General features: G+C 61.3%; 23 protein-coding genes and 1 pseudogene. 15 read left to right on the top strand and 9 right to left on the bottom strand.

Features of this window, described 5'->3' with window-relative positions:
- The first annotated feature begins 76 nt into the window (after positions 1-76).
- Both D2V07_RS07010 and D2V07_RS19205 read left to right on the top strand, forming a co-directional pair.
- Positions 77-1,450: a transposase gene (locus D2V07_RS07010; RefSeq protein WP_119586016.1), complete on the top strand. Its 1,374-nt coding sequence runs from the start codon at positions 77-79 to the stop codon at positions 1,448-1,450.
- 67 nt (positions 1,451-1,517) lie between these two features.
- Positions 1,518-1,730, top strand: a pseudogene (locus D2V07_RS19205) (IS6 family transposase); the annotation flags it as partial.
- Positions 1,731-1,792: 62 nt separating this feature from the next.
- Here the strand turns inward: D2V07_RS19205 and D2V07_RS07000 are convergent.
- From D2V07_RS07000 to D2V07_RS06985, 4 genes are read right to left on the bottom strand one after another with little or no spacing between them, the layout of a single operon-like run.
- Positions 1,793-2,419 carry a trimeric intracellular cation channel family protein gene (locus D2V07_RS07000; RefSeq protein WP_119586014.1) on the bottom strand — a complete coding sequence of 209 codons (627 nt, stop codon included), beginning with the start codon at positions 2,417-2,419 and terminating at the stop codon, positions 1,793-1,795.
- Positions 2,420-2,478: 59 nt separating this feature from the next.
- Positions 2,479-3,321, bottom strand: a complete 843-nt coding sequence (gene ygiD, locus D2V07_RS06995; RefSeq protein ID WP_267899745.1) for a 4,5-DOPA-extradiol-dioxygenase — start codon at positions 3,319-3,321, stop codon at positions 2,479-2,481.
- A 49-nt stretch (positions 3,322-3,370) separates the two neighbouring features.
- Positions 3,371-3,937 carry an NADPH-dependent FMN reductase gene (locus D2V07_RS06990; RefSeq protein WP_119586012.1) on the bottom strand — a complete coding sequence of 189 codons (567 nt, stop codon included), beginning with the start codon at positions 3,935-3,937 and terminating at the stop codon, positions 3,371-3,373.
- A 34-nt stretch (positions 3,938-3,971) separates the two neighbouring features.
- On the bottom strand, positions 3,972-4,670 hold the full coding sequence (locus D2V07_RS06985; RefSeq protein ID WP_119586010.1) for a pirin family protein: 699 nt from the start codon (positions 4,668-4,670) through the stop codon (positions 3,972-3,974).
- A gap of 99 nt (positions 4,671-4,769) precedes the next feature.
- Between D2V07_RS06985 and D2V07_RS06980 the strand changes: the two genes are divergently transcribed.
- Positions 4,770-5,684: a LysR family transcriptional regulator gene (locus D2V07_RS06980; RefSeq protein WP_199698738.1), complete on the top strand. Its 915-nt coding sequence runs from the start codon at positions 4,770-4,772 to the stop codon at positions 5,682-5,684.
- Between the two features lie 317 nt (positions 5,685-6,001).
- On the opposite strand, the gene D2V07_RS06975 is transcribed toward D2V07_RS06980, so the two are convergent.
- On the bottom strand, positions 6,002-6,589 hold the full coding sequence (locus D2V07_RS06975; RefSeq protein WP_119586008.1) for a TetR/AcrR family transcriptional regulator: 588 nt from the start codon (positions 6,587-6,589) through the stop codon (positions 6,002-6,004).
- Positions 6,590-6,834: 245 nt separating this feature from the next.
- On the opposite strand from D2V07_RS06975, the gene D2V07_RS06970 reads away from it, so the two are divergent.
- The 9 genes from D2V07_RS06970 (at position 6,835) to D2V07_RS06930 (ending at position 17,087) form a co-directional block, all read left to right on the top strand.
- A complete protein-coding gene (locus tag D2V07_RS06970; RefSeq protein WP_233548272.1) occupies positions 6,835-7,932 on the top strand; it encodes an efflux RND transporter periplasmic adaptor subunit in 1,098 nt (365 codons plus the stop codon).
- 3 nt (positions 7,933-7,935) lie between these two features.
- Complete coding sequence (locus tag D2V07_RS06965) at positions 7,936-11,148, top strand: efflux RND transporter permease subunit (RefSeq protein ID WP_119586004.1); 3,213 nt, start codon at positions 7,936-7,938, stop codon at positions 11,146-11,148.
- Positions 11,145-12,548 carry a TolC family protein gene (locus D2V07_RS06960; RefSeq protein WP_325049002.1) on the top strand — a complete coding sequence of 468 codons (1,404 nt, stop codon included), beginning with the start codon at positions 11,145-11,147 and terminating at the stop codon, positions 12,546-12,548. Before D2V07_RS06965 ends, D2V07_RS06960 begins: the two co-directional genes overlap by 4 nt.
- A gap of 30 nt (positions 12,549-12,578) precedes the next feature.
- Positions 12,579-12,929, top strand: coding sequence for a hypothetical protein (locus D2V07_RS06955; protein ID WP_119586002.1), 351 nt, complete (start codon positions 12,579-12,581; stop codon positions 12,927-12,929).
- A 459-nt stretch (positions 12,930-13,388) separates the two neighbouring features.
- Positions 13,389-14,318, top strand: a complete 930-nt coding sequence (locus D2V07_RS06950) for an ArdC family protein (protein WP_119586000.1) — start codon at positions 13,389-13,391, stop codon at positions 14,316-14,318.
- A gap of 11 nt (positions 14,319-14,329) precedes the next feature.
- Positions 14,330-14,758, top strand: a complete 429-nt coding sequence (locus D2V07_RS06945) for a hypothetical protein (protein ID WP_119585998.1) — start codon at positions 14,330-14,332, stop codon at positions 14,756-14,758.
- Positions 14,759-14,761: 3 nt separating this feature from the next.
- Entirely contained in the window at positions 14,762-15,175 is a 414-nt protein-coding gene (locus tag D2V07_RS06940; protein WP_233548271.1) for an MbcA/ParS/Xre antitoxin family protein, read from the top strand.
- Positions 15,147-15,875, top strand: a complete 729-nt coding sequence (locus D2V07_RS06935; protein ID WP_119585996.1) for an RES family NAD+ phosphorylase — start codon at positions 15,147-15,149, stop codon at positions 15,873-15,875. Before D2V07_RS06940 ends, D2V07_RS06935 begins: the two co-directional genes overlap by 29 nt.
- Before the next feature lie 273 nt (positions 15,876-16,148).
- Entirely contained in the window at positions 16,149-17,087 is a 939-nt protein-coding gene (locus D2V07_RS06930) for a DUF2493 domain-containing protein (protein WP_119585994.1), read from the top strand.
- A 21-nt stretch (positions 17,088-17,108) separates the two neighbouring features.
- Here D2V07_RS06930 and D2V07_RS06925 read toward each other — a convergent pair whose 3' ends face one another.
- Positions 17,109-17,321 (bottom strand): DUF3892 domain-containing protein, encoded by a 213-nt coding sequence (locus D2V07_RS06925; RefSeq protein WP_119585992.1) that lies wholly within the window; start codon positions 17,319-17,321, stop codon positions 17,109-17,111.
- 290 nt (positions 17,322-17,611) lie between these two features.
- Here D2V07_RS06925 and D2V07_RS06920 point away from each other — a divergent pair, with 290 nt between their 5' ends.
- On the top strand, positions 17,612-18,004 hold the full coding sequence (locus D2V07_RS06920) for a single-stranded DNA-binding protein (RefSeq protein WP_119585990.1): 393 nt from the start codon (positions 17,612-17,614) through the stop codon (positions 18,002-18,004).
- 66 nt (positions 18,005-18,070) lie between these two features.
- Here D2V07_RS06920 and D2V07_RS06915 read toward each other — a convergent pair whose 3' ends face one another.
- The gene (locus D2V07_RS06915) at positions 18,071-18,337 is read right to left on the bottom strand and encodes a DUF6437 family protein (protein ID WP_119585988.1); all 267 of its coding nucleotides are present in this window, start codon (positions 18,335-18,337) and stop codon (positions 18,071-18,073) included.
- Between the two features lie 131 nt (positions 18,338-18,468).
- Between D2V07_RS06915 and D2V07_RS06910 the strand changes: the two genes are divergently transcribed.
- Complete coding sequence (locus tag D2V07_RS06910) at positions 18,469-19,116, top strand: site-specific integrase (RefSeq protein WP_233548270.1); 648 nt, start codon at positions 18,469-18,471, stop codon at positions 19,114-19,116.
- Positions 19,113-20,294 carry a site-specific integrase gene (locus D2V07_RS06905; RefSeq protein WP_054522892.1) on the top strand — a complete coding sequence of 394 codons (1,182 nt, stop codon included), beginning with the start codon at positions 19,113-19,115 and terminating at the stop codon, positions 20,292-20,294. Before D2V07_RS06910 ends, D2V07_RS06905 begins: the two co-directional genes overlap by 4 nt.
- 273 nt (positions 20,295-20,567) lie before the next feature.
- Here D2V07_RS06905 and D2V07_RS06900 read toward each other — a convergent pair whose 3' ends face one another.
- Complete coding sequence (locus tag D2V07_RS06900; protein WP_231679530.1) at positions 20,568-22,208, bottom strand: ABC1 kinase family protein; 1,641 nt, start codon at positions 22,206-22,208, stop codon at positions 20,568-20,570.
- A complete protein-coding gene (locus D2V07_RS06895; protein ID WP_054523095.1) occupies positions 22,159-22,650 on the bottom strand; it encodes a MarR family winged helix-turn-helix transcriptional regulator in 492 nt (163 codons plus the stop codon). Before D2V07_RS06895 ends, D2V07_RS06900 begins: the two co-directional genes overlap by 50 nt.
- Between the last annotated feature and the right edge of the window lie 113 nt (positions 22,651-22,763).

Genomic DNA, 22,763 nt, shown 5'->3' with positions numbered 1-22,763 from the left:
TATTCTGTTGAAAAACTCCTCTTGCGAAGAGGGCGAGCCGCTGATTCAGTGATCTTCGTAATCAGGAGATTTGCTGATGATGGGCGAGCGGACGGTGATGCAGGAGGCGCTGTTCTACAGCTTCCGCATTGAGGATCATGTGCCGCAGGATCACCTGCTGCGTTCGGTTGACCGGTTCGTCGATCTGACGGGTATCCGAGAGCACCTGAAGCCGTTCTACAGCTCGACCGGGCGGCCTTCGGTTGATCCCGAGCTAATGATCCGGATGCTCCTCATTGGCTATTGCATGGGCATACGCTCGGAGCGCCGCTTGTGCGAGGAGGTGCACCTCAACCTCGCCTATCGCTGGTTCTGCCGGCTAGATCTCGAGGGGTCGGTGCCCGATCACTCCACCTTCTCCAAGAACCGGCACGGCCGGTTCCGCGACAGCGACCTGCTGCGCAAGCTCTTCGAGATGACCGTCGAGCGCTGCATGAGAGAAGGACTGGTGGGAGCAGAGGGCTTCGCGGTCGATGCGAGCCTGATCCGCGCGGATGTCCACCGGCAACGTTCGGTGCCGGGGGAAGAAGGCCTCCCGCCCGAAGTTGCCGGTCGCGCGGTCGCTGAGTATCTCGAGGTCCTCGATGATGCAGCCTTCGGCGCAGCCACGCCTGTCGAACCAAAGCGGGTCAGCCTGACCGATCCCGCTGCGCGCTGGACTGCGGCGACGCGCGATGCGGCTTTCTACTCCTACTCCACCAACTATCTGATCGACCTCGATCACGCGGTGATCGTCGATGTCGAGGCGACGACATCGGTTCGGCAGGCCGAGGTGCTTGCGCAGCGAAGGATGATCGAGCGAACGCAGGAGCGCTTTGGCTTGTGGCCCGAGAAGCTGGTGGCCGACACTGCTTATGGCTCGGCGCCGAACCTTGCCTGGCTGGTCGAGGACAAGGGTATCGAGCCCCATATCCCCGTGTTCGACAAGTCTGCACGCAGCGACGGCACTCTTGCGCGGTCCGACTTTACCTATGACGCCGAGGACGACAGTTACCTCTGCCCTGGCGGAAAGCGGCTGAGACCATCCAACCGCAACTTCAAGGCCCCGCGCCCGCTGGCCAATGCCGATGGCTTCATCCGCTACCGTGCGAGCCAGAAGGACTGTCAGGCATGCAATCTCAAGCAGCTCTGCGCACCCCGCACGGCGACCCGCAAGATCGTGCGCTCGGTCCACGAAGGCGCACGCGACCTGGCACGCGATATCTCCAAAAGTGACGCCTATCTCGTCTCACGTCGCCAGCGAAAGAAGGTCGAGATGCTCTTTGCGCACCTCAAGCGGATCCTGAAGCTGGACCGCTTGCGTCTGCGCGGTCCCAACGGAGCAAAAGACGAGTTCCACCTCGCCGCCGCAGCCCAGAACCTCCGGAAACTGGCCAAGATGCGGCCCATGCCGGGCCTCGCCACCGCCTGAGAGAGGCAGCGGCCTCACTCGCCCTCGATCCGGGGAGCTAAACCAACGCAGCCAACGGCGACTTTTTCAACGGAATAGGGTGGAGAACAGCCACCTGTCGTTCCGAAGACGAGAGTGAGCGATCCTCAGGTTCCGGCAGATGAAGTCGTTACAGAAGTTCGCCTCGGTCTAAGCCAACGTCCACAATCACTTCAATCTCGAACGCCACCTGATCGACAGACAGACCTACAAGGCCCGCCGCTCGGCCGCACTGGCCGAGTGGCAGAACCTCATGGCCTAAGCCGACGTTCGCGAGTTGGGTCATCTCTGATGTGGTCGACATTAGATGTACCGTTACGTCAGTCAGAAATCAGGCGGGCGCGGCTTGTAGCGCGGTAGCGACCATCCCAATGCGAGTGCTCCGGCCCGAAGACCGAATCCGGCCGCAAACGCTAGGGCTATCGACAGTTCACGTGGCGCGCCAAGTGCGTGCAGGCCCACGTAAGTCAGTGCCGCCAACACAGCTGCTGTGACGTAAATCTCGTGTGAAAAGATGATCGAGTTTTCTCTGCCAATTACGTCGCGAATGATCCCTCCAAAGCAGGCGGTGATCACACCCATTGTTACCGCGACAAGTCCTCCTTCGCCCAGGGCCATGGCCTTTTCCGCCCCACCAGTTGCGAAAAGCGTCAGGCCAATTGCATCGAGCCAAAGGATCATCCTGTACCGAGATGCAGCGAAGTGAGCGGTAAAGAAGACGATTATGGCTACCGCGATGCATACGCCGAGATATTGCGGCCGCTCGATCCAGAATACCGGATGAGCATCGAGGAGAAGGTCACGGATCGTCCCGCCGCCAATCCCAGTAACGGTTCCCAACAAAACAAAGCCGATCACGTCCATCTGATTGCGGGACGCGACAAGCGCACCTGAAATCGTGAAGACGACGATCCCCAGCCAGTCGAGTACGATGATGCTGCTTTCGAACATGAGCAGATGGTGCGGTCATTCAGACGTGCGAACAAGTAGATTGCGCAGCGCCCCCTCGATCAGATGTTCGACTGCTCGGGTGGGACACCCGCAGGAAGGCGAGCCGCGCAAGTCGAGTTCTTCCGCAATTCGATCTCTGCATCGAGGCCGTAGCACGCCATGGAAATCGATCCCATCGAGTGGCCGCGCACAAGCGGTTCGAGTACTGCTCCTTGGTCTGACGCCAGTCCGGCCAGATAAAGCATCGGCAGATAATGATCGGGCGTTGGTACGGCGGCCGCAAAATCCGGGTGCTCGGTCAGCTTGAGAACATCCCCAGGCCCCTCGGCCAGTTGCTCTGCGACCGCATCGTCAAAACGCTGTGCCCAATCGAAGCCGAGATCGGGTTCGCCCCAGCGAAGCGAGCGCAGGTTGTGAACGACATTCCCGCTGGCAAGGATCATCACTCCCCTTTCGGGGAGGCTAGCAAGGCGTTGGCCGAGGGCCAGGTGATACTCGAAGGGTTTCGTGGCATTGAGCGAGAGTTGAACGACCGGAATATCGGCATCAGGATACAGGTGCGCCAGAACCGACCAGGTTCCGTGGTCCAGGCCCCATTGGTCCTGGTCCAGTCCCACCCATTCGGGCTTGACCGCCTCCACGATCTCACCGGCCAGCTCCGGATCGCCTGGCGCCGGATATTCGAATGCGAACAGCGCTTCAGGGAAACCGTAGAAATCGTGAATGGTGCGCGGGCGCGCCATTGCAGTGACCGCAGTGGTACCGAAATACCAATGGGCCGAAATTGCGAGAACGGCCTTGGGCCGGGGCAAGGTCGTGCCGAAGGCCCGCCACGCCTCCGTAAACCCATTGGTCTCGAGCGTGTTCATCGGGCTTCCATGGCCGATAAAGAGAGCGGGCATTCGGGACATCATTCAGCTCCCTAGGTCTTGGGTTGGCATGGGGCAGTTTTCACTGCCTAGTGGCGACGCGGTCGATCCACTCGGCAAATGCGTCGATGAAACTCTGGAAGAACTTGCGGGTGTCGTCATTCGTCAATTCGCCCGCATCGTCGAAGAGATCGAAGCCTCCGCCCACATAGGCCTCGGGTTGCTGAAGCACCGGCATATCGAGAAAAACCAGGGACTGGCGAAGGTGATGATTGGCCCCGAAACCGCCGATGGCTCCAGGTGAGACACTCATGACGGCCGCTGGCTTCCTGGCCCAGGCACTCGCGCCATAAGGGCGGGAGCCGACGTCGATTGCGTTCTTCAGCGCGCCGGGCACGGACCGATTGTATTCGGGTGTAACGAACAGGACTGTGTCAGCTGATGAAATTTGCTGTCGAAAGCGAGTCCACTCATCGGGCGCGCCGGCGGCTTCGACATCCTCGTCGTAGTGCGGCAGGTCGCCGATCTCGACGAATTCGAACTCCAGATGTTCCGGTGCCAGCCTGATAAGTTCGCCTGCGGCCTTCCGGTTGATCGAACCCTTGCGCAAGCTGCCGACAACGACAGCAACCTTGAATGATTTGGACATTGGTAGCTCCTCGAATAGAAAAGTTGGATACAAATCAGGCCGCGTCGACCATCACGATTTCGCTGTCCTGAATCGCAGTCAGCTTGAAGCGAGCGACACCAGTGATGGCGACGCCGTCGCGCACCTCTGCCACTTCATCATCGATATGAATTTTGCCTGTGGCCGGAACGAGATAAAGGTGCCGCTCGGGCGATGTCTCGTAGATCACGCTTTCCCCGGTACGCAGGGTTGCGCCCAACACGCGCGCCCGCGTGTGAATGGGAAGCGCGCCCGCGTCTTCCGAAAATCCCGACGCGAGCGTGACGAAGCGACCGGCGCGGTCGTTCCTCGGGAAGGGTCGAGCGCCCCATCCCGGTTCGACCCCGCGCTCGTCGGGAATGATCCAGATCTGGAACAGCCGCGTGGTCTCATCTTCGAAATTCATTTCCGAATGCGTCACTCCGGTGCCGGCAGACATAACCTGGACATCGCCTGCCTCGGTGCGCCCCTCGTTGCCCATGCTGTCGCGATGGGTAATGGCGCCTTCTCGAACGTAGGTGATGATCTCCATGTCGTTGTGAGGATGCGCGGGAAAGCCGGACTTGGCGGCAATGGTATCGTCGTTCCAAACCCGCAGGTTGCCCCAGTTGACCCGAGAAGAGTCATGATACCCCGCAAAGGAGAAATGATGGCGCGCATCGAGCCAGCCGTGCTTGGCGGCGCCGAGCGTTTCAAATTTTCTGACCTCGATCATTACAAACTCCATCTGGCTAACGTCTCGGAACCTGATCTGGCACTTGCGCTACGATCAGAAAAGATGGATAAAATCGGCCAAAATGTTCAGCGGAGTTGAATGGTGGACGTTGGCCAGCCGACACTCGACCAGTTGCGCATCTTCCTGGCCGTGCATGACGAGGGTAGCTTCAACGCCGCGGCCCGAAGGCTCAGGCGCGCCGTGTCCGTCATCAGTTACGGTATCGCTGCGCTCGAGACGCAACTGGACATCTCCCTGTTCGATCGGGAAGGATCGCGCCGTCCGCGACTGACTCCTGCCGGGCGATCGCTGCTGGCGGCCGCGCGCGCGATCATCGACGATACCGACGATCTGATAGCGCGTGCGCGCAGCATACATTCCGGCATCGAAACCGAAGTCTCGATAGCTCTCGACGTCATGGTGCCGTTGGAACCGGTTTCAGCTATCTTCCATGAATTCCAGCAAGCCTATCCACTCGTCGATCTGCAGCTTCATGTCGATGCCCTGGGTGCCGTTGCAGCCCATGTTGCAGAGGGGCGCGCAGGTCTGGCGATCGCGGGACCTGTGGTACTTGATCGTCCAGACCTGGAGCGCAAGGAAATCGGACGCGTCGAGCTGGTTCCCGTAGCATCCCCCGATCATCCGCTTGCCCGGATGACGAACATAACCTCGGGTCATGCTCGCAGTTATCTGCAACTCGTACTTACCGATCGCTCGTCATTTACCGAAGGTCAGGAATTCTCGGTCCTGAGTTCCCGCACCTGGCACCTCGCCGATCTTGGGGCCAAGCGGCAACTGCTTATCGGTGGCAGTGGCTGGGGGAACATGCCGCGACATATGATCGAAGATGATCTTGCGAACGGACGTCTGGCGGTCCTTAACTTGTCCGAAGGCCCGAGTGTCGATTACCGTTTGAACGCCCTTTGGCGAAAGGACCAACTGCCTGGTCCGGCAACTACCTGGTTGCTCCATGCGTTCGAGAAGGCTCTATCCGTGGACAATTCGTGCGAGTGATCTTCTTGGATACACCTTGTCCCGCACCAGGTGACACAAACTAACCGAATATCGGTTTCCGGGCATTGATCAATATGCGCCGAAGGATCGAAACGAGCGCGTAAAGTGCACCGGCGGAAATTGGGCCGTCTGCTGAATGGCAGGTCCCGGCCGGGAAAGAAATGAAGCCGCGTGTCGGCTATCAGAAGTCCCCTCGTAACCTTTGGCCCGAAACACCCGCAGCGCGCTGGGGAGGGCCCTGCCAGGGTCGCATTGACGCGGGCGCCCCCTGGCAACAGCGCTTTGCGCGCTTTCCTTCGCAAAACGCCCGCAAGCTATTAACGGTTCGTTTCGGACAGCGCCGTCTCGAACAGAGCCCGCAGCCTAGCCTCGATCTCCGGGGATCGCTCGCATACGGGTTTGACCGCCATGACCGTCCGCATGATTGTCATGCCCATCCAGACCGCCATAGATGTACTGGCTCGCACCTCTGGACTCTTGCCGCCGATGCTCTGGGCGAATGGAATAAGCACGTCGTTGCGCAGGGCTTCGGAGACCACCTGGGAGGCTGCCGGCGAAGACGCTGAACGCAGGATGATGAGCAGCCGCTCGACATTCTCGTTGGCGTCATCGCCTTCCGCGAGGAACAGTTTGGCAAGATAGCCGGCTATCTCCTCCGCCGGGAGGTCGGGCGGAAGGATATCCTTCTTCCGCGTCCCGCGCACAACATCGCGGAACAGCCCTTCCTTGCTGCCGAAATATCGGCTCACCAGAGCCACATCCACGCCGACATCTCTCGAGATGTCACGCAGTCCCACGCTTTCATAGCTCTCCTCGAGGAAACGCTTGCGGGCGGCGGCAAGTATGGCTTGCTTCGTCGCCTCGGCCGATTTCGGACGGGGTGGATGGGGAGGTTGGGACGACATTTCAGATCCTTCGTGAGCGCCAGCTTTAGGCGCGGCGTCACACTATGTCTACAGGTGTTGACACTGCATGAATGGGAGAGTAGCGGCGAGTCATCAACTGTTGACGCTGCACTGCAACAACTGAAGGCGGGCCGTGCCCGATATTTCGCCATATGAATTCAAGGCTACTTGCACCGATCGCGGCTCTGCTTCTCGCTGCATGTTCGGGCGGCGCGGATGAGATTCCCGCCGCGCCGGCTCCCTCGGTGACTGTCGCGCAACCGCTCGTGCAGCAAGTGCGTGACTGGGACGACTATGTCGGCCGGTTCGAGGCCGTCCAAAGCGTCGAAGTACGGCCCCGCGTGACCGGCTATCTTCAGCAGGTCCATCTGAATGATGGGCAATATGTCAGGGCCGGCGAGCCACTATTCACAATCGATCCCCGGACAGCGCGCGCCGCGCTTGAACAGGCGCGAGCGCAGCTCGCTCGCGCCGAGGCCTTGCTCGCCAATGCCAGGACCGAATTGGCCCGCTCGGAAACGCTCGCCGCCTCGCAAGCGGCCAGCCAGGAAGAGGTCGAGCAGCGGCAGGCCGCAGTTCGCGCCGGTGTCGCCGAAGTCGATGCGGCGCGGGCCAATGTCGAAGCGCAGCAGCTCCAGCTGAACTTCACCACCGTGCGCGCACCGATCTCCGGCCGTGTTTCCGAACGGCTGGTGGACGTGGGCAACAGCGTCATCGCCGACCAGACGGTTCTCGCGCGCATCGTCTCGGTGAGCCCCATCCATTTCAGCTTCGAAGGCTCGGAGGCGCTGCTACTCAAATACCAGCGGCAAGACATCGCCGGAACTGGCGCGCCAGTGCGCGTCAAGCTGCAGGACGAAGCGTCCTACGTGCACCCCGGACGGATCGACTATATCGACCCGGTGATTGATCCTACAGCGGGAACCGTGAGTGGCCGCGCTGTGCTGCCCAATCCCGACGGGTTCCTGAAACCCGGCATGGTAGGGCGGATGCAGCTGGCTGGCTCGGAGCCTTACGAAGCACTCCTCGTCCCCGATTCAGCGGTCGTCACCGACGCTGAACGTCGTCTGATTTTCGTGGTGGACGAGGAGAATACCATTCAAGCCAGAGCCGTGGAATTGGGCCCGCTCGTGGGCGGGTTACGCGTAATCCGGTCGGGCGTAGATCAAGGCGACCGTGTTGTCATCAGCGGCGTGCAGCGCGCCCAGCCGGGCCAGAAGGTTCAGCCGCAAAGTGGATCGATCGAACCGCCGGCCACAAGCGGCGAAACGGCCGCTGCAGGCTCTGCCGCACGGACGCCGCGAGCCTCCTCCGCCGAGATCGTCGATTCGGCGCAGAACTAGACGATGAACATATCCCGCTTCTTCATCGACCGGCCGATCTTCGCTGCGGTCATTGCAATCGTCATTACACTGATCGGGGCCTTCTCCTATCCGCTGCTCCCGCTGTCGCAATATCCGGAGATCGCGCCGCCGACCATCGTCATCCAGGCCCCCTATTCCGGCGCCCCGCCCGAAACGATTGCCGAAACTGTCGCCGCACCGATCGAGCAGGAAATCAACGGCGTCGAAAACATGCTCTACATCCAGAGCTCTTCGACGCAGGGCCTGGCGCAGATTACCGTCACCTTTGAGCCCGGCACCGATCTCGACGCCGCGCAGGTGCTGGTACAGAACCGGGTCCGCTTGGCCGAGCCTCGACTGCCGGAAGAAGTTCGACAAGTGGGCGTCACGGTCAACAAGGAGGCGACCGGCTTCCTGCTCATCGCGACCCTTACCGCGCAGCCCGGCTCCGGTCTCGATATCGATTATGTTGGTAACTACGCACAAACGGTTGTCCGGGATGCTCTTCTGCGACTGCCAGGCGTGGGCGGCGTCAACGTCTTCGGCGGCGGGAATTATTCGATGCGTGTATGGATCGATCCGGACCGTGCAGCCGGACGCAATCTGACCGCAGGCGAGATCATTGCAGCCCTACGCGGACAAAACGTGCAGGTGGCAGGCGGAGCGCTGGGCCAATCGCCCAATTCCGCCAGTCCTGCGTTCGAAGTGCCTGTCGAAGTCCAGGGCCGGCTCGGCACGCCCGAGGAGTTCGCCGACGTCGTCCTCAAGTCGGACCCGCAGACTGGTTCCATTACCCGTCTGCGTGACGTGGCGCGGGTGGAATTGGGCAACCAGGACTACGGCATCCGCGCCTTCTACAATGGAGACCGCAGTGTCGCGCTCGCGATCACTCAGCAACCGGGCAGCAACGCGCTCGACGCCGCGACGCTGGTTGAGCAGGAACTTGAAACGTTGTCGGAAAGCTTCCCTGCCGGACTCACCTACGCGACCCCGTACAACCCCACCGAGTTCGTCGCCGCGTCGGTGGAGGCGGTGCAAACGACATTGCTCGAGGCTGTGGTGCTCGTCGTCCTTGTCATCATGGTCTTCCTGCAGACCTGGCGTGCCGCGATCATACCGATCATCGCCATCCCGATCGCGCTGATCGGCACCTTCGCTGTCCAGCTTGCGCTCGGCTTCTCGATCAACTCGCTTTCGCTGTTCGCACTGGTGCTCGCGGTCGGCATTGTCGTGGACGACGCTATCGTGGTTGTAGAGGCGGTGGAAAAGCATGTACGCGACGGGCTGTCGCCGCGCGAGGCTGCGCACCGAACCATGCGCGAGGTGTCCGGCGCTCTCATCGCCATTGGCCTGGTGCTCATCTCGGTCTTCGTTCCGACCGCGCTGACACCCGGCATTCCGGGAATTTTCTACCGCCAGTTCGCGGTGACCATCGCCGCAGCAGCCACCATTTCGCTGCTCGTCTCGTTAACCCTGTCGCCGGCGCTCGCCGCGCTCTTGCTCAAGCCGCACGAGCCTGGCCACGCGGATCAAGGTCCGCGCTGGCTGCGCCCACTTCGCGTAGGGGCTCAGAAGTTCAACCAGGGTTTCGACTGGCTGTCCGAACGCTACGGCAGGTTCACCGCCCGCGCCGTGCGCACGACCACTATCATGCTGGTGATCTATGCGGGACTTCTCGCCCTCACCGGTTGGCGCCTCACCGACACTCCCACCGGCTTCATTCCGGAACAGGACCAGGGCATCCTTATCGGCGTTGTGCAGATGCCGCCCGGCGCGTCGCTCGACCGCACCAACGACGTGATCGACGACTTGCTCGAAGTGGCTCTCGAGCAAGAGGGTGTTGATTCCGCGATTTCCATCGCCGGTCTCGACGGCACCACATCCGCGACTTCCTCCAACGCCGGCACGATCTTCATGCGCCTGAAGGACTGGTCGGAGCGCGGCGAGGACCTGAGTGCCGATGCGCTCGCGGCCACGCTCACAGGCAAGTTCGCGGCGCTCACCGATCAGGGCAATATCTTCATGGTCGCCCCTCCAACCGTCAGCGGGCTCGGCAATGGCAGCGGGTTCGTGATGATGGTGCAGGACCGGGCAGGCAGCGGCTATCGCGGACTGGAAGGAACCGCCGGTCCGCTTATGGGCGCGGCGGCTCAGCAGCCTGAAGTGCTCAACCAGGTTTTCACAACCTACAACACCGGCACGCCGCGCGTGCGCGCCGAAATCGATCGCGACCGGGCACAGTTGCTGGGCGTGCAGCCAGGGCAGGCTTACGATGCTCTGGGAACCTATATCGGCTCCACTTACGTGAACGACTTCAATCTCATGGGGCGGACCTATCGCGTCACCGCGCAGGCCGAACCCTATGCGCGCGATGAAATCAGCGATATCGGGCGTCTCCAGGTGCGATCCTCGAGCGGGAGCATGGTGCCGCTGTCGTCGGTGGCCACGCTGCACGACGATTCGGGTCCGGCGCGGGTGATCCGCTACAATCTCTTCCCTGCCTATGAGTTGCAGGGCCAGGCCGCCCCCGGTGTATCGTCTGGCCAGGCAATCGAGACCATGGAGCAGATCGCGTCCAACGTGCTTCCCGATGGCTTCGGGTATGAGTGGACCGGCCTTGCCTATCAGGAGCAGGCCGCCGGCAGCAGTTCCGCTCTGATCTTCGTTCTCGCCGTGGTGTTCGTCTTTCTCGTCCTGGCAGCGCAGTACGAATCGCTCACGCTGCCATTGGCCGTGATCCTTATCGTCCCGATGTGCATCCTTGCAGCGATGATCGGTGTGAATATTCGCGGGATGGACAACAACATTCTTACGCAGGTCGGCTTGGTCGTGCTGATTGCGCTGGCGGCGAAGAACGCAATCCTGATCGTCGAGTTCGCGAAGCAGGGCGAAGACGCGGGGATGCGGCGGATCGAGGCAGCGGTTGCCGCGGCAAAATCGCGTCTGCGGCCGATCCTGATGACCAGCTTCGCCTTCATCTTCGGCGTGCTGCCGCTGGCGATTGCGAGCGGCCCCGGTGCCGAAATGCGCCAATCGCTGGGCACCGCAGTTGTGTTCGGGATGTTCGGGGTGACCATCTTCGGACTCATCTTCACGCCAGTCTTTTATGTGGTCACCCGTTCGTTCGGCCGCACCCTTCGCTACCGGCGCCTGAAGCGGCGCAGGGCCGCGCGCGGCGCAGCTTCCGTGGCAGAACCAGAAGGAGTCTTGTCGTGAAGCGCATCGCATCCCTGCTAGCCATGGCGGCGGCGCTGGCGGGCTGTACCACTGTAGGTCCGGACTATCAGCCGGAATTGCCGCAGGCGACCGCCCAGGCGTCGCTTCACGCGGTAGACGACGGACCTTTCATTTCCGAGGCACCGCCCGCCGATTGGTGGCATCTCTACGACGATTCCAGGCTCGATGCACTTGTGGCCGATGCGCTGGCGGCGAACACGGACTTGCGCATTGCTGCGGCCAATCTGGCACGGGCGCGCGCGGTGCTACGGGAAGTGCGGGCCGGCCGTTCCATCGATACGTCGATCGGCGCGGGCGTCAGCTACGGCCAGCAATCCGGCGCCGCTCTTGGTTCGGACATCGAGACATCCGACAGCGAGCTTTACGATGCAGGTCTGGATGTCGGCTATCAGCTCGACCTGTTCGGCCGCGTTCGCCGTGCGACAGAAGCGAGCCGGGCCGATGTCGAAGCCGTGCAAGCGGCTTACGATGTAACGCACATCACGGTCGTAGCCGAGACCGTTCGTGCCTATAGCGACGCCTGCAATGCTGGCCGCCGACTCACGGTCGCGCGCCGAAGCGTCGAGATACAGGAACAGACCTTCGACCTGACACGACGGCTGTTCGAGGGCGGCCGGGTCACGGCATTGGAGACTGGCCAAGCCGGTGCCCTGCTCGAGCAGACGCGGGCCGAAATCCCGACGTTGGAGGCCTTGCAGCAGACAGCGCTCTACCGCCTCGCGGTCCTCACCGGGCGGCCGCCTGCGGAATTCCCGCGCGACGTGGCATCCTGCGCCACACCGCTGCAGCTCGAGAATCCAATCCCGGTGGGCGACGGAGCTTCCCTGCTCGCGCGACGGCCGGATGTGCGGGCTGCCGAGCGCCGACTGGCGGCCGAGACCGCCAGGATCGGCGTTGCCACAGCCGAGCTTTATCCAAGCATCACGCTGGGTGGGTCGATCGGCACAACGGCGGGAGCGCTCGGGGACATCGCCTCGGGCTCAGCCTTTCGGTACAGTCTCGGTCCGCTCATTTCCTGGAGCTTCCCCAATATGGCAGTGGCGCGGGCGCGGATTGCGCAGGCCGAAGCCTCGACCGATGCCGCACTCGCCGAGTTCGATCGCGCCTGGCTCACGGCGCTGCAGGAAACCGAGAGCGCGCTAACCAATTATGCGCGCGGGCTCGATCGATCTGCAGCCTTGCAACGCGCTGTCGATCAGGCCCGCGAGGCGGCACGCATCGCCCGCTTGCGGTATGAGGCGGGACGCGAGGGTTTCCAGATCGTCCTCGATGCGGAGCGCCAGCTTGCATCTGCAGAGGCCGCACTGGCGCAATCCCAAGCCCAGCTTTCAACCGACCTGGTCGAACTGTTCCTTTCGCTTGGCGGGGGATGGCAGTGAGACGCACGACCGGGATTTTCCAGAGATTACATGATGGATCATGAGACCGAGCGCGCGCGCGAGCTGCATCGAACGCTGGAGTTCATCGGCCTGAGGGCGCAAGCGACCACGGTCGGTCTGCTTCAGCTGTGTGCCGAACTCGTCAATGCCGGAGTTCTGAACGATGACGCGATCGAGCGCATCAAACAGTCGATATTCCGCGAGATCGCGGCAAACCAGCCGCGCGGCTACAACCGGGCCGAGTTTGAGCGGACGCTGAAGCAGCGATTGGACGCGATTTTTCCTCACGCGGCGGACGCGGAGCCGAGAGGCCGCGTCGGGACGGTGGACGAGATGGAAACCTCGCTCGATCCTGAGACGGCTCGCCCTGCGGACGATTGAGGATCTGTAAGCGTCTGATGGAAGGGTGCCAATTGGCGGCGGCTTCATCAGGATAGTGACTGGGCAACGATGCGGCTATATTTGCTAACCTGGGCGGTGTAGCTGACTCGATGCCGTACTTTGCTGTTCACTGGTGGTAGCCTTTTCGATCCGCGCAGTAGCAAGGCAGCTTTTGTATCCACTCCGAGGTTTCTGAATAGCCGGCAGGATGATGCGAACCGAATGCGTCGTCCGAACGTCCGCTTTCTCAATCTGCGCTCCTGAAAGGAGCCGTTCGGGAGCGTCCGCAATTGCGGGCAGATCGAGCCTACTGATCCGATGTCCGCTTTGAGTCGATCGTCGGCAGCTGTACGATGACCGGCGTGAGGCCGCATAGCCGTTCTCGTTTAGCGAGAGGGGAGGGAGCTTTGCTCTTCCTGAACCGGGACAAGTCCGTTCCGGCGATCAGGAGACCTCCCTATGACCAAGCCCCGCCGCACTGTTTCGACATCGCCCGCTCAGCGCATCACTGCCGCCATCATCGAAAAGCTCGAGCAAGGCACAAAGCCCTGGGTCAAGCCATGGCGCGGTGTGCCTGTATCGCGGCCCTTGCGTTCCTGCGGCACGCCCTATCGCGGGATGAACACCTTCTGGCTGTGGATGGTGGCTGATGGCTGTGGCTACGCCTCGCCCTACTGGATGACCTACCACCAGTGCCAGAAGCTCGGCGGACAAGTCCGCAAGGGTGAGAAATCGACCATCGCGATCTTCTACAAGAGTTACACCAAGGAGGTCGAAAACGCCGAAGGCGGAGCGGACACCGAAAACCGGCGTGTGCTCAAGGCCTATGCGGTGTTCAATGCCGATCAGTGCGATGGCCTCCCAGCATTCTACCATCCCAAACCACTGGTTGCCGCGCTTGAGCCCGAAGGACGCCAAGACCGCCTTGACGCCTTCTTTGCCCATATCGGCGCAGACCTGCGCCATCATGGTGCTCAGGCCTATTACGAGCCGCTGCGCGACCGCGTCACCATGCCGCCAGCCGAACTCTTTGAAGCCTACGATCACTACTATGCGACACTCGCGCACGAGCTGTCACACTGGACAGGGCATTCCTCACGGCTCGATCGTGATCTCAAGAACCGCTTCGGCAGCGACGCCTATGCTGCCGAAGAACTGATCGCCGAACTGTCCTCGGCCATTCTCGGGGCTGAACTGGGCCTTCCCGTCACCCACCTCGACCATCACGCCAGCTACATCGCTTCGTGGCTCAAGATCCTAAAGTCGGACGACCGCGCAATCCTGACTGCTGCGGCCAAGGCCGAAGAAGCGGCCAGCCTGCTCCTCGAACTAGGTGGAAACCAACTCCGTGAAAGCGAGACCGATGTCGATCTCGCGGATGCAGCCTGAGGTGCGGTGAGATGGGACGTTCCGTCAGCTATCCGACCGGCTCCGTGGTGGCCTTTCTCCTGATTGATGACGGCGAAAACGACGACATCGACTGGGCCTACGAATGCCTCGTCGAAGAAATCATCGATACCGCGAAGACGGCCTTTCCATCCTTCGAGCACTTCGATGGTTGGCGCGGCCGCGAGGATCGTATCCTCCTGCGCAACGCCTTCGCCGATTGCGGCATATCAACCTATTGCGGGCTCGCCGCGATCTGGCTCGCCGAACGCGACGATGCCCGGTACTGGGAGGCCGATTTCCACAACCCACGAACGGCAAGGGCACGGCACTGGCTTAGCCAGGTGTCGGGCAGGTTCATCGACCTGTTTGGCGAGCTGAGCCTGATCGGGCGCTTCTCGAATGGCGAAGCAGTTTTCAAGCGACCCCAATGTTGCATTTGAACGATGAATGTCTATATCGTGCATATGAAAGGAGGCATCATGGCTACCCAGCCGCTTGAACTCGAACCCGATGACGGCAAGCTGCTCACCTCTGCGATTGCGCGCATTGCCGAGTTCTGGGGTCTGACCAATGCCAAGCTCGGTAGTGTTCTCGGCCTCTCGGCCGCGACAGTTTCGCGCCTGCGCGCAGGCAAGGCAGAACTCGATCCTGCGAGTAAATCGTTTGAGGCAGCCCAATATTTGTTGCGTCTGTTTCGCTCGCTCGATGCCCTGCTCGGCAGCGATGACATGTCGGTGCGCTCGTGGCTGGCGATGCGCAATGTCGACCTTGATGCGCGGCCGATCGATCTGGTCGACAGCTTCAAGGGCCTGATGACCGTTTGCGACTATGTCGACGCCTACCGCGCTCGCGTCTGAGTTTCGCCGCTATCGCCGAACCGTATGGCGCGTGGTCGAGGCACAGCACCGGATTTCCACCAACAGGCTGACGGGCGATCTTGCCGAGCAACATCGGCTCGAGGAACTGGCGGATGGCGCCAAGCCTGACCTGCCGAAGGCAGCACAGGGTTTGCACTACCTGCTCGCCTCGCCTTTTCGTTATGGTCACACAGTGGCCAGCCGCTTTCGCCGGGCGAACGAGCGGCCCGGTATCTTCTACGGCAGTGAAGCCGAGCACACGGCGATTGCAGAGACCGCCTACTGGCGGCTTCGTTTCTTCAGCCGCTCACCGGGCTTTGTGCCCGGTAACCGAACCAGCGAGCACCTGAGCTTTTCTGTGCCCCTATCCATCACCCGTTTGCTAGACCTCACAAAGTCTCCCTTCGATGCGCAACGGGAGCGATGGACCGATCCGGTCGACTACTCCGCCTGCCAGGATCTCGCAGCAAGTGCACGCGAGGCGGAAGGACAGGCCATTCGCGCGCAATCGGTGCGAGAGCCAAATGGCTTTAATGTCGCGTTGTTTGATCCTGCTTGCTTTGGCCAGTCTACGCCCGATCACGAACGGGGCTGGCACCTTCGTCTTGAGGGCAAGCGCCTGACCGCGATAGCCGCTTTTCCGCATGGCGATGTTCTGGCGTTCACGCCTGAACAGTTCGGACTGCCATCGCTCGGCTGAGCATTGGCGGCAACCTCCTGAGTGCGCCTGCACCTGCCAAGCTCCTGCCAGCCTGTTCGCTGATCCCTCGCCCCCTGGACCGGTCAGGTTCCGCCGCAACCCGCGCAAGGCTGCGGCCCGTGTGGCCCGCGCCAGCCTCGCCTTGCGCAGGTTCCCCGCTGACGCGGTGCGGCGATCCCTTTCTCCCGGTCCTTTTTGGGGCACGGCGAACAGGCATTCTCGCGGGAGACTTCCTCCTCGGTGCCTTCGCCATTACTCAGGAGGAATTGCACCATGCATAGCAGCTTTACATCCCAGCTTGCCGGCCTTGACCTGTCCGGCTTTACCATTGCACCTGCCCCCTTCAACGCAACCGACTTTCCCTGCGAAGACGCCATCGACCAGACGCTGGCCGCAGTCTGGTCCGACCTCTTTGCGATGTTCTCCGACACTGCTTTGGAGGCCGATGCCGAGGATATTGCCTGGGGCGTGGTCAATCTCTTCCACCGTGCAGCCAGCCGCAAGGCGGCTCAGCTCGACCGCGCCAGCGACGAGATCCGGGTCCTCCTCGCATCGGCCGATGGCTCCGAAGTGCATTCGAGCAATCTCGAAGAGCAGGTCGAGCGCGCGCAGGCCGCCGAAGCCAGCATGCTGGCTTTCGAACAGATGCGCGAGGCTGCGGCAGCACTCTATCGTGACGAGACCGGGTCCTCTTGGAAGCCCGTCTCCGGTTCACGTACAAGCCATTCGCGCCACCTCACTTCGGCCGTGATCGATGCCCGCGACTTCCTCCGCGCACGTGCCGAAAACCGTCGACATGCCCTGACCCCGGAAGGCACTCCGGTCGTCTTTGCCGGTGGGCGGCAGAGCTTCGAGAGTGCAGAGGATGCGCGTGCCTATGCCGACAATATCTGGGCTACACTCGACAAGGTACGCGATGCGGTTCCTGATCTCTTTCTGGTCCATGGCGGCGATGGCAAAGGCGCCGATCGCCTGGCAGCGAGCTGGGCTGAACGCCGCGAGGTTCAGCAGTTGACCTATTCGCTCGATCGTCGTCTCGGTGCCCGCGCCGGCTTCAAGCGCAACGAGCAGATGCTTGTCCTCAATCCGCGCTACGTTGTCGCCTTCCCGGGCAATGGTGTGACCGAACGGCTCGTGATCGATGCCAAGGCGCGCCGGGTTACCGTGGTCGATCGCCGCGGCCCGCTGGGAACATCACCACGGGGCGGATAACGCCGCTTCCCGGCCAGCCGCCTACTTGTCGCGATTGACGTTGTCGCTCTTGGACCGGTCAGGATTGTCGCGGGCATATTCCTTGCCGTTGATCTTCACGACATGAGCGCCGGGGTGCTCGCCGCGCTTGATTTCTGCCACGATGTTTCGGCGCGGTACATTCTTGCGTGATCCGACATCATAGTGTTCGTTCCGGCCGCCCGGGCCGTCGTTCTTTCCTTTGATTTTCGTCATCCCGATCTTCCTTCACCCGCCCACCCTTTGGGGTGTCTTGTCCAAGATGGGTCTCGTTGGACAAGGATCAATTCCCTGAACTACAGAAGGGATTGGGTGTTGCTCCTCAAGCGCGTGTGCATTTGCACGTCGCCGCACTATCTTGTGCAAATGCAACTTGACGATCTGCTGCAGCGCTACTTTGCCACCACCGACTTCTCCGGGGTGGCTCCCGACACGTTTGCAGCCGGCATCGAGCATTGCCGGGTCGATCTCGGCCTTGAGGAGGACCGGGGCAAGCGCTTTGCACTGTGGTCGTTCCTGCACATGTTCGGGTCGCCCGCGATCCCGATACCCGCGAAACCAAGGGCGGCACCAATGTCACCGGGATCACCGTCGTCACCGATCGCCCCGCGCGCGACAAGGACGGCAAGACCTACAAGGACGAGAACGGCTACACCGCCAAGGAAAGCGAGTTCCACCGGGTGACCTGCTTCAACGGCCTCGCTATGACCGTCGGCCAGTACTGCACCAAGGGCCAGCTGGTCAGCGTCCAGGGCCGCATCCACTACACCCAGTGGGAGGACAAGGACGGGGTCACGCGCTACGGCACCGAGATCCTCGCGGACAAGGTCGACTTCCTCTCCAGGGGTAACGGTACGAGCGACGACAACGACAACACCGACGCTCCCGAGATCGACTGACTTCCAACATCATCGATCCCCATCAGAGGGGCGCTGTCCGGACTGGACAGCGCCCCTCTTCCTTTTCTAACCGGCCGATGTTTGGGGCTCGCGAGCGGGAGCAGGACGCGCTGCTTCCAGCCGCCGCAGGCCTTCTTCCTCGCCCAGGTTGCCGAGCAGTTCGCCGGCCTTTCTGATGCCCTTCTTAGAGAAGGTCTCGATACCTGTGCCCAGAAGCATCTGGCCCAGTTCGATGGCAGCCTTCTCTTCCAGTTCGCGCTGGCGCTGATCGAGCGCTTCCCGGTCGGCTTCAAGTTTCTTCAATGCGGCAATCGCGCTTCGTTGCGACGGCATGCGGGGTTCCTTTCCTTAATCCCTTTGTGACGGCAGCCCGCACGCATCCTGCCTCGAATCCAGCCATGTAGGAAAACGGAATCTGACCTCGCGCCAGGCGGAAAGGGAGCTTCAATCGCACCATCCCGATCATGTCTGTCATGATGCAGTATGCGGAAAAGCTCGGGTATCGCGCCAAATGCTCCAACCCGTGTCGCGGTGTGTCCCGCTTCAAGCGCGAGCTCCCGGAGCGCTACCTTTCCGCCGACGAATACCGCAGGCTCGGGCGCGCGTTGGCCAATCACGAGTTTGCGAACCCGTTCGTGATCCCCGCGCTTCTCTTGCTCGTTTACACGGGTGCACGTGCTTCGGAGATTGCGACCTTGCGCTGGCGCTACGTCCAGATTCCTCGACTTGCGCTACCCGACAGCAAGACCGGCCCGAAGACCATTTATCTCAACCCGCAAGCGATCGAAATTCTGAGTGGCCTCGACCGCCGGGCCGACGACCAGCTTGTCTTTCCGGCGTTGCATCGGGAGGGACCAATCAATCTTGGAGAACACTGGATCAGGATCAGGCGCAAGGCCGCTCTTCCCGATGTCCGGCTCCACGATCTTCGCCACAGCTTTGCCTCAGCGGCCATTGCCAAGGGCATTCCACTCGCGACCATCGGCAAGCTGTTGGGGCACGCGCTTCCCGAGACGACCGCGCGCTATGCGCATCTTGCAGACGACATCATCTCGGAGAGCGCCGACCGGATTTGTTCGAGCCTCGCCGGTGCGCTGGGCATCGCGGCGTGACCGGATACGATCTGAAGCATATCCTGGCCGAGGAACTCGCGCGCGTTGTTCCGGGAGAGGCTGGGAAGCGCCGGACGAGGTTTGACTACGTGCTTCCGGGCTTTGGCGAGCGCATCCACCGCTCAGGACGCAAGAGCTACGTCCTCCAGCGGACCATCGGTGGCAAGCAGCGGTTGATAACGATCGGCGATGCCGCCATCCTTACCGAGCGCATCGCGAAGGATGTTGCCCGCCGGCTGATCCTCCGGATCGAGCTCGGGCAGAACCCGGCAGACAAGAAGAAGCGCGGCACGAAGACGCCGACCTATGCGGCGTTCCTTCAGTCGTATTGGGATGTGGCGGCACCGACCTGGAAGAAGTCCACGCGCGAGATCCAGGACATCTACCGCCGCACCCATCTCGACCATGCGTTTGCGGGCAAGTTCATCGACGAGATCGATCATGCCGATGCGGTGCGCTGGCACGCGGAGGTAACGCGCTCGGCAGGGCCGGGCGCGGCAAACCGCGCCATGGAAATTCTGAAAGCCATGTTCGCCAAGGCCGAGGCCTGGGGCTATATTCCGGAGCATTCAAACCCCTTTCGAGGCGTGAAGAAGAACAGGGGGCGCAAGATCGAACGGTTTCTGAGCGACGCCGAGATGGCGCGGCTCGGGAAAGCCCTTGTCGACCGACGCGCTGACCAGCCCGTCGAGGCGGCGGTAGTCACACTGCTCACGTTGACGGGATGCCGACGCGGCGAAATCCTCAACCTCACCTGGGGCGAGGTTCAGGGGCGGAAGCTCAAACTGACCGATTCCAAGACAGGTCCGCGCATCGTCTGGCTTGGCCAGGAGGCGAGGGCGGTGCTCGATGGATTGCCGCGTGGGAAGAAGGATGAGCTAGTGTTTCCGTTCAAGGGGCAGTCGGTTTCAGCGATCGACTGGTTCTGGCGCAAGCTTCGGCGTGATGCCGGTCTGGATGACGTCAGGCTCCACGATCTGAGGCACAACTATGCCAGCCTGGCAGCGCGATCATCCGAGACTTTGCCGATGATTGGAAGCCTCCTTGGCCACAGGCAGGTTTCGACAACAGCTCGGTATGCACACTTGGATGATACCTCCCTCCTTGAGGCTGCGACCGAAATTGGTGATGAAATCGCGTGCAGACTGGCGCTATCCGAAGCCCCCTGGCGTCAGTGAGATTTCGCGCTCCAGAGATTCGAATTCAATGTCGTGGGGTCTAATTCGCTTGGCAGCAATGCGCCCTAATAGCGGCCATAAAGTCAGGCGAGGACAAGCCTGAAAGCTGCCGTTCCATAGTTTCGTCTGATTGAGGAAAATAAGCCTTCAATCGCAATAGGTCGAAAAATTTTTTTCGCGATGCGTCTTGGTCGCTGAAGTGCGGCGTATGAAATCCTCATTAAGTTCGGCTTTGCCGTAACGTGACCGTGCACGAATTAAGTTGCTCCTTCATTATGATTTTCGGATGAGCACCACCCCAGCAATCACAAGCGCGCCGCCAGCCAGAAGCCAGGATTGATCGACAAGCAATGCGCTAGCCACGATCAATGCGGCAGCTAGAGGGCCTTTCAAGGACTGACGCTCATTGCGAAGTCCTGCGAGTTGCTCGATACTGAGCGGATCGAGCTGAACCGGCACATATCCTGACTTTGCGATCGAGTTCGCAGTGGCAAGTATGTCGGGCAAGGACGCCGACAACCCCAGCAGCTGACCGCGAAGTTTCTTCAAACCCGACCGAGCGCTAGCGAGCGAGAACCGCTCGGCGAAAAGCTCCGTCATGATCGGCCGGGTGTCCTCGGCAATGTTATAGTCGGGTGCCAGTGATCGGACGACACCCTCTGCCGTAAGCAAGGTACGCAGAAGAATGGCCAGATCAGGTGGCAGAACCAGTCGATAATCCCGCAACAGGTCGAAAACGCGGGAAAAAATCTGCGAGAACTCGATGCCAGATAGCACGGTTCCCCTGAACTCTCCGATCAACTGATCCAGATCCACCGCGAGCGCATCGCGATCCACCTTCGGCTCCCCCGCCCATGCGAGCAGGACATTCGCGACATCGCTGGTTTTCTCACCAGCAATCGCAAGCACGAGGCGGACGATCTCGTCGCGCCTGGCCTTGGTGAGCGTCCCGACTGATCCGAAGTCGATGAAGCCGACATCCTGCTCGCCGATCAGGAAGACGTTACCCGGATGGGGGTCGCCGTGAAATTCGCCGTTCAGGATGATCATCCGCAGGACAGCGTTGGCATAGCTTTTAGCGAAAGCCGCCACCCGCGGGTCGCCCGATGGGCTGCCCAGCGAAGACGCGGGCCTGCCGTACAGGCGTTCCTGAACGTTCACCCGCAGCCCGGTCAGTTCCCAATGGATGGCCGGGGTCCTGACGCCGATGGTATCGAGATATGCGCCGATCCGCTCGCAGGCTCGGGATTCCGCAGCGAGGTCCATCTCCCAGGCAAGATTGCGGCCGAAGGTCCGCAGAAACTCGACTGGCCGGTAACGCGCGATGTCAGGAGAGCGTGCTTCTGCGATCTCGGCAAGACGCACAAGCAGACGCACATCGGCTTCCATCCGCGCGGCGGTGCCCGGGCGTCGAACCTTCACGATGACCTTGCTACCGTCCCTTAGCTCGGCGGAATAGGTCTGTGCAATCGAGGCGGACGCCAAAGGCTTTTCGTCGAACTGCGCAAAGTCGTTCCGCCAGTCCTCACCCCAGCTTGAAGCAAGTACGGGCTCGATATCTGCGAAGCGCACTGGCGACACCTGATCGTGCAGGGTTGAGAATGCCGTGATCCAGTGTTCGGTGAACAGATCGCTTCGGGTGGCGAGGAGCTGCCCCAGTTTTATGCCGACTGGCCCGATGTCACGGAGGAACGCGACAACTGCGGCCGGGCGAAATTCGCGAGGGTCGATGACATTGTTCGAAGAGGGAATAAACCCGAGGGCTCCGGCGAGATTCTTCGCTCCGTGCCTCATTAGGATTCGGCCAATCTCCGCGGCGCGAGCGATGCTGCCGATAGGCTTTTCCGGGGGCGATGCCATGATTTTATTCAGCCTCGGCACGGTGTTGGTCCAGATTTTCCGATACCCTTTCAAGAATCTGCTGCAGCGTTCGCTTCTCGTCGGCGGCAATGTCGCGCCAAAGCAGATCATGAAGCCTATCCGCGGAGCCTCTCAGTTCGGGCAGCAGATCGTCAAGCTGCTCCGTGAGGATGAGCTGCCACGCTCGCCGATCCGTCTCAGCTCGAAGCCTTTTCATCAGCCCGCGTGCGCAAAGACCTGCAACCGCCTGGCCGATGGTCGCCGATTCCAGTTCCAGTTTCTTGGCGATTTCAGCCTGCGTAAGGGCAGGATCGCGAAGAAGTTGTCCGATGATCCTCCACTGTGTCTGATTGAGACCGATCCTGGCGACCCTCGCATCGTACACTCTGCGCGCGCCGCGACTGATCTCGTCCATAAGATAGAGAATGCGGTCATTATCGGTGATGACCTTCTGCCGACGCTGAGACCGTGACATGGTATCTGGTTTTTCATCCATAGCGCTGTGTAGTCGGATAGCCTCGGATGCCCAAATGCAAACTGCTAAATGCCTTTACTATTTGACTCACGGCTCATAGGGCGCGAGACGCGTTCACCTTTTACTGAGGCTGC

Source organism: Aurantiacibacter zhengii, from assembly GCF_003584125.1.
Taxonomy (GTDB): domain Bacteria; phylum Pseudomonadota; class Alphaproteobacteria; order Sphingomonadales; family Sphingomonadaceae; genus Alteraurantiacibacter; species Alteraurantiacibacter zhengii.
This window is presented reverse-complemented; position numbering and strand designations above follow the sequence as displayed.

Coding starts and splice junctions, on each gene's coding strand:
- D2V07_RS06955 (WP_119586002.1), top strand. CDS start 12,579: ATGATGGATCATGAGACCGAGCGCGCGCGCGAGCTGCATCGAACGCTG.
- D2V07_RS06925 (WP_119585992.1), bottom strand. CDS start 17,321: ATGACGAAAATCAAAGGAAAGAACGACGGCCCGGGCGGCCGGAACGAA.
- D2V07_RS06985 (WP_119586010.1), bottom strand. CDS start 4,670: ATGATCGAGGTCAGAAAATTTGAAACGCTCGGCGCCGCCAAGCACGGC.
- D2V07_RS06945 (WP_119585998.1), top strand. CDS start 14,330: ATGGGACGTTCCGTCAGCTATCCGACCGGCTCCGTGGTGGCCTTTCTC.
- D2V07_RS06950 (WP_119586000.1), top strand. CDS start 13,389: ATGACCAAGCCCCGCCGCACTGTTTCGACATCGCCCGCTCAGCGCATC.
- D2V07_RS06915 (WP_119585988.1), bottom strand. CDS start 18,337: ATGCCGTCGCAACGAAGCGCGATTGCCGCATTGAAGAAACTTGAAGCC.
- ygiD (WP_267899745.1), bottom strand. CDS start 3,321: ATGCCCGCTCTCTTTATCGGCCATGGAAGCCCGATGAACACGCTCGAG.
- D2V07_RS06895 (WP_054523095.1), bottom strand. CDS start 22,650: ATGGATGAAAAACCAGATACCATGTCACGGTCTCAGCGTCGGCAGAAG.
- D2V07_RS07010 (WP_119586016.1), top strand. CDS start 77: ATGATGGGCGAGCGGACGGTGATGCAGGAGGCGCTGTTCTACAGCTTC.
- D2V07_RS06940 (WP_233548271.1), top strand. CDS start 14,762: ATGAATGTCTATATCGTGCATATGAAAGGAGGCATCATGGCTACCCAG.
- D2V07_RS06975 (WP_119586008.1), bottom strand. CDS start 6,589: ATGTCGTCCCAACCTCCCCATCCACCCCGTCCGAAATCGGCCGAGGCG.
- D2V07_RS06990 (WP_119586012.1), bottom strand. CDS start 3,937: ATGTCCAAATCATTCAAGGTTGCTGTCGTTGTCGGCAGCTTGCGCAAG.
- D2V07_RS06935 (WP_119585996.1), top strand. CDS start 15,147: ATGTCGACGCCTACCGCGCTCGCGTCTGAGTTTCGCCGCTATCGCCGA.
- D2V07_RS06930 (WP_119585994.1), top strand. CDS start 16,149: ATGCATAGCAGCTTTACATCCCAGCTTGCCGGCCTTGACCTGTCCGGC.
- D2V07_RS06980 (WP_199698738.1), top strand. CDS start 4,770: ATGGTGGACGTTGGCCAGCCGACACTCGACCAGTTGCGCATCTTCCTG.
- D2V07_RS07000 (WP_119586014.1), bottom strand. CDS start 2,419: ATGTTCGAAAGCAGCATCATCGTACTCGACTGGCTGGGGATCGTCGTC.
- D2V07_RS06910 (WP_233548270.1), top strand. CDS start 18,469: ATGTCTGTCATGATGCAGTATGCGGAAAAGCTCGGGTATCGCGCCAAA.
- D2V07_RS06965 (WP_119586004.1), top strand. CDS start 7,936: ATGAACATATCCCGCTTCTTCATCGACCGGCCGATCTTCGCTGCGGTC.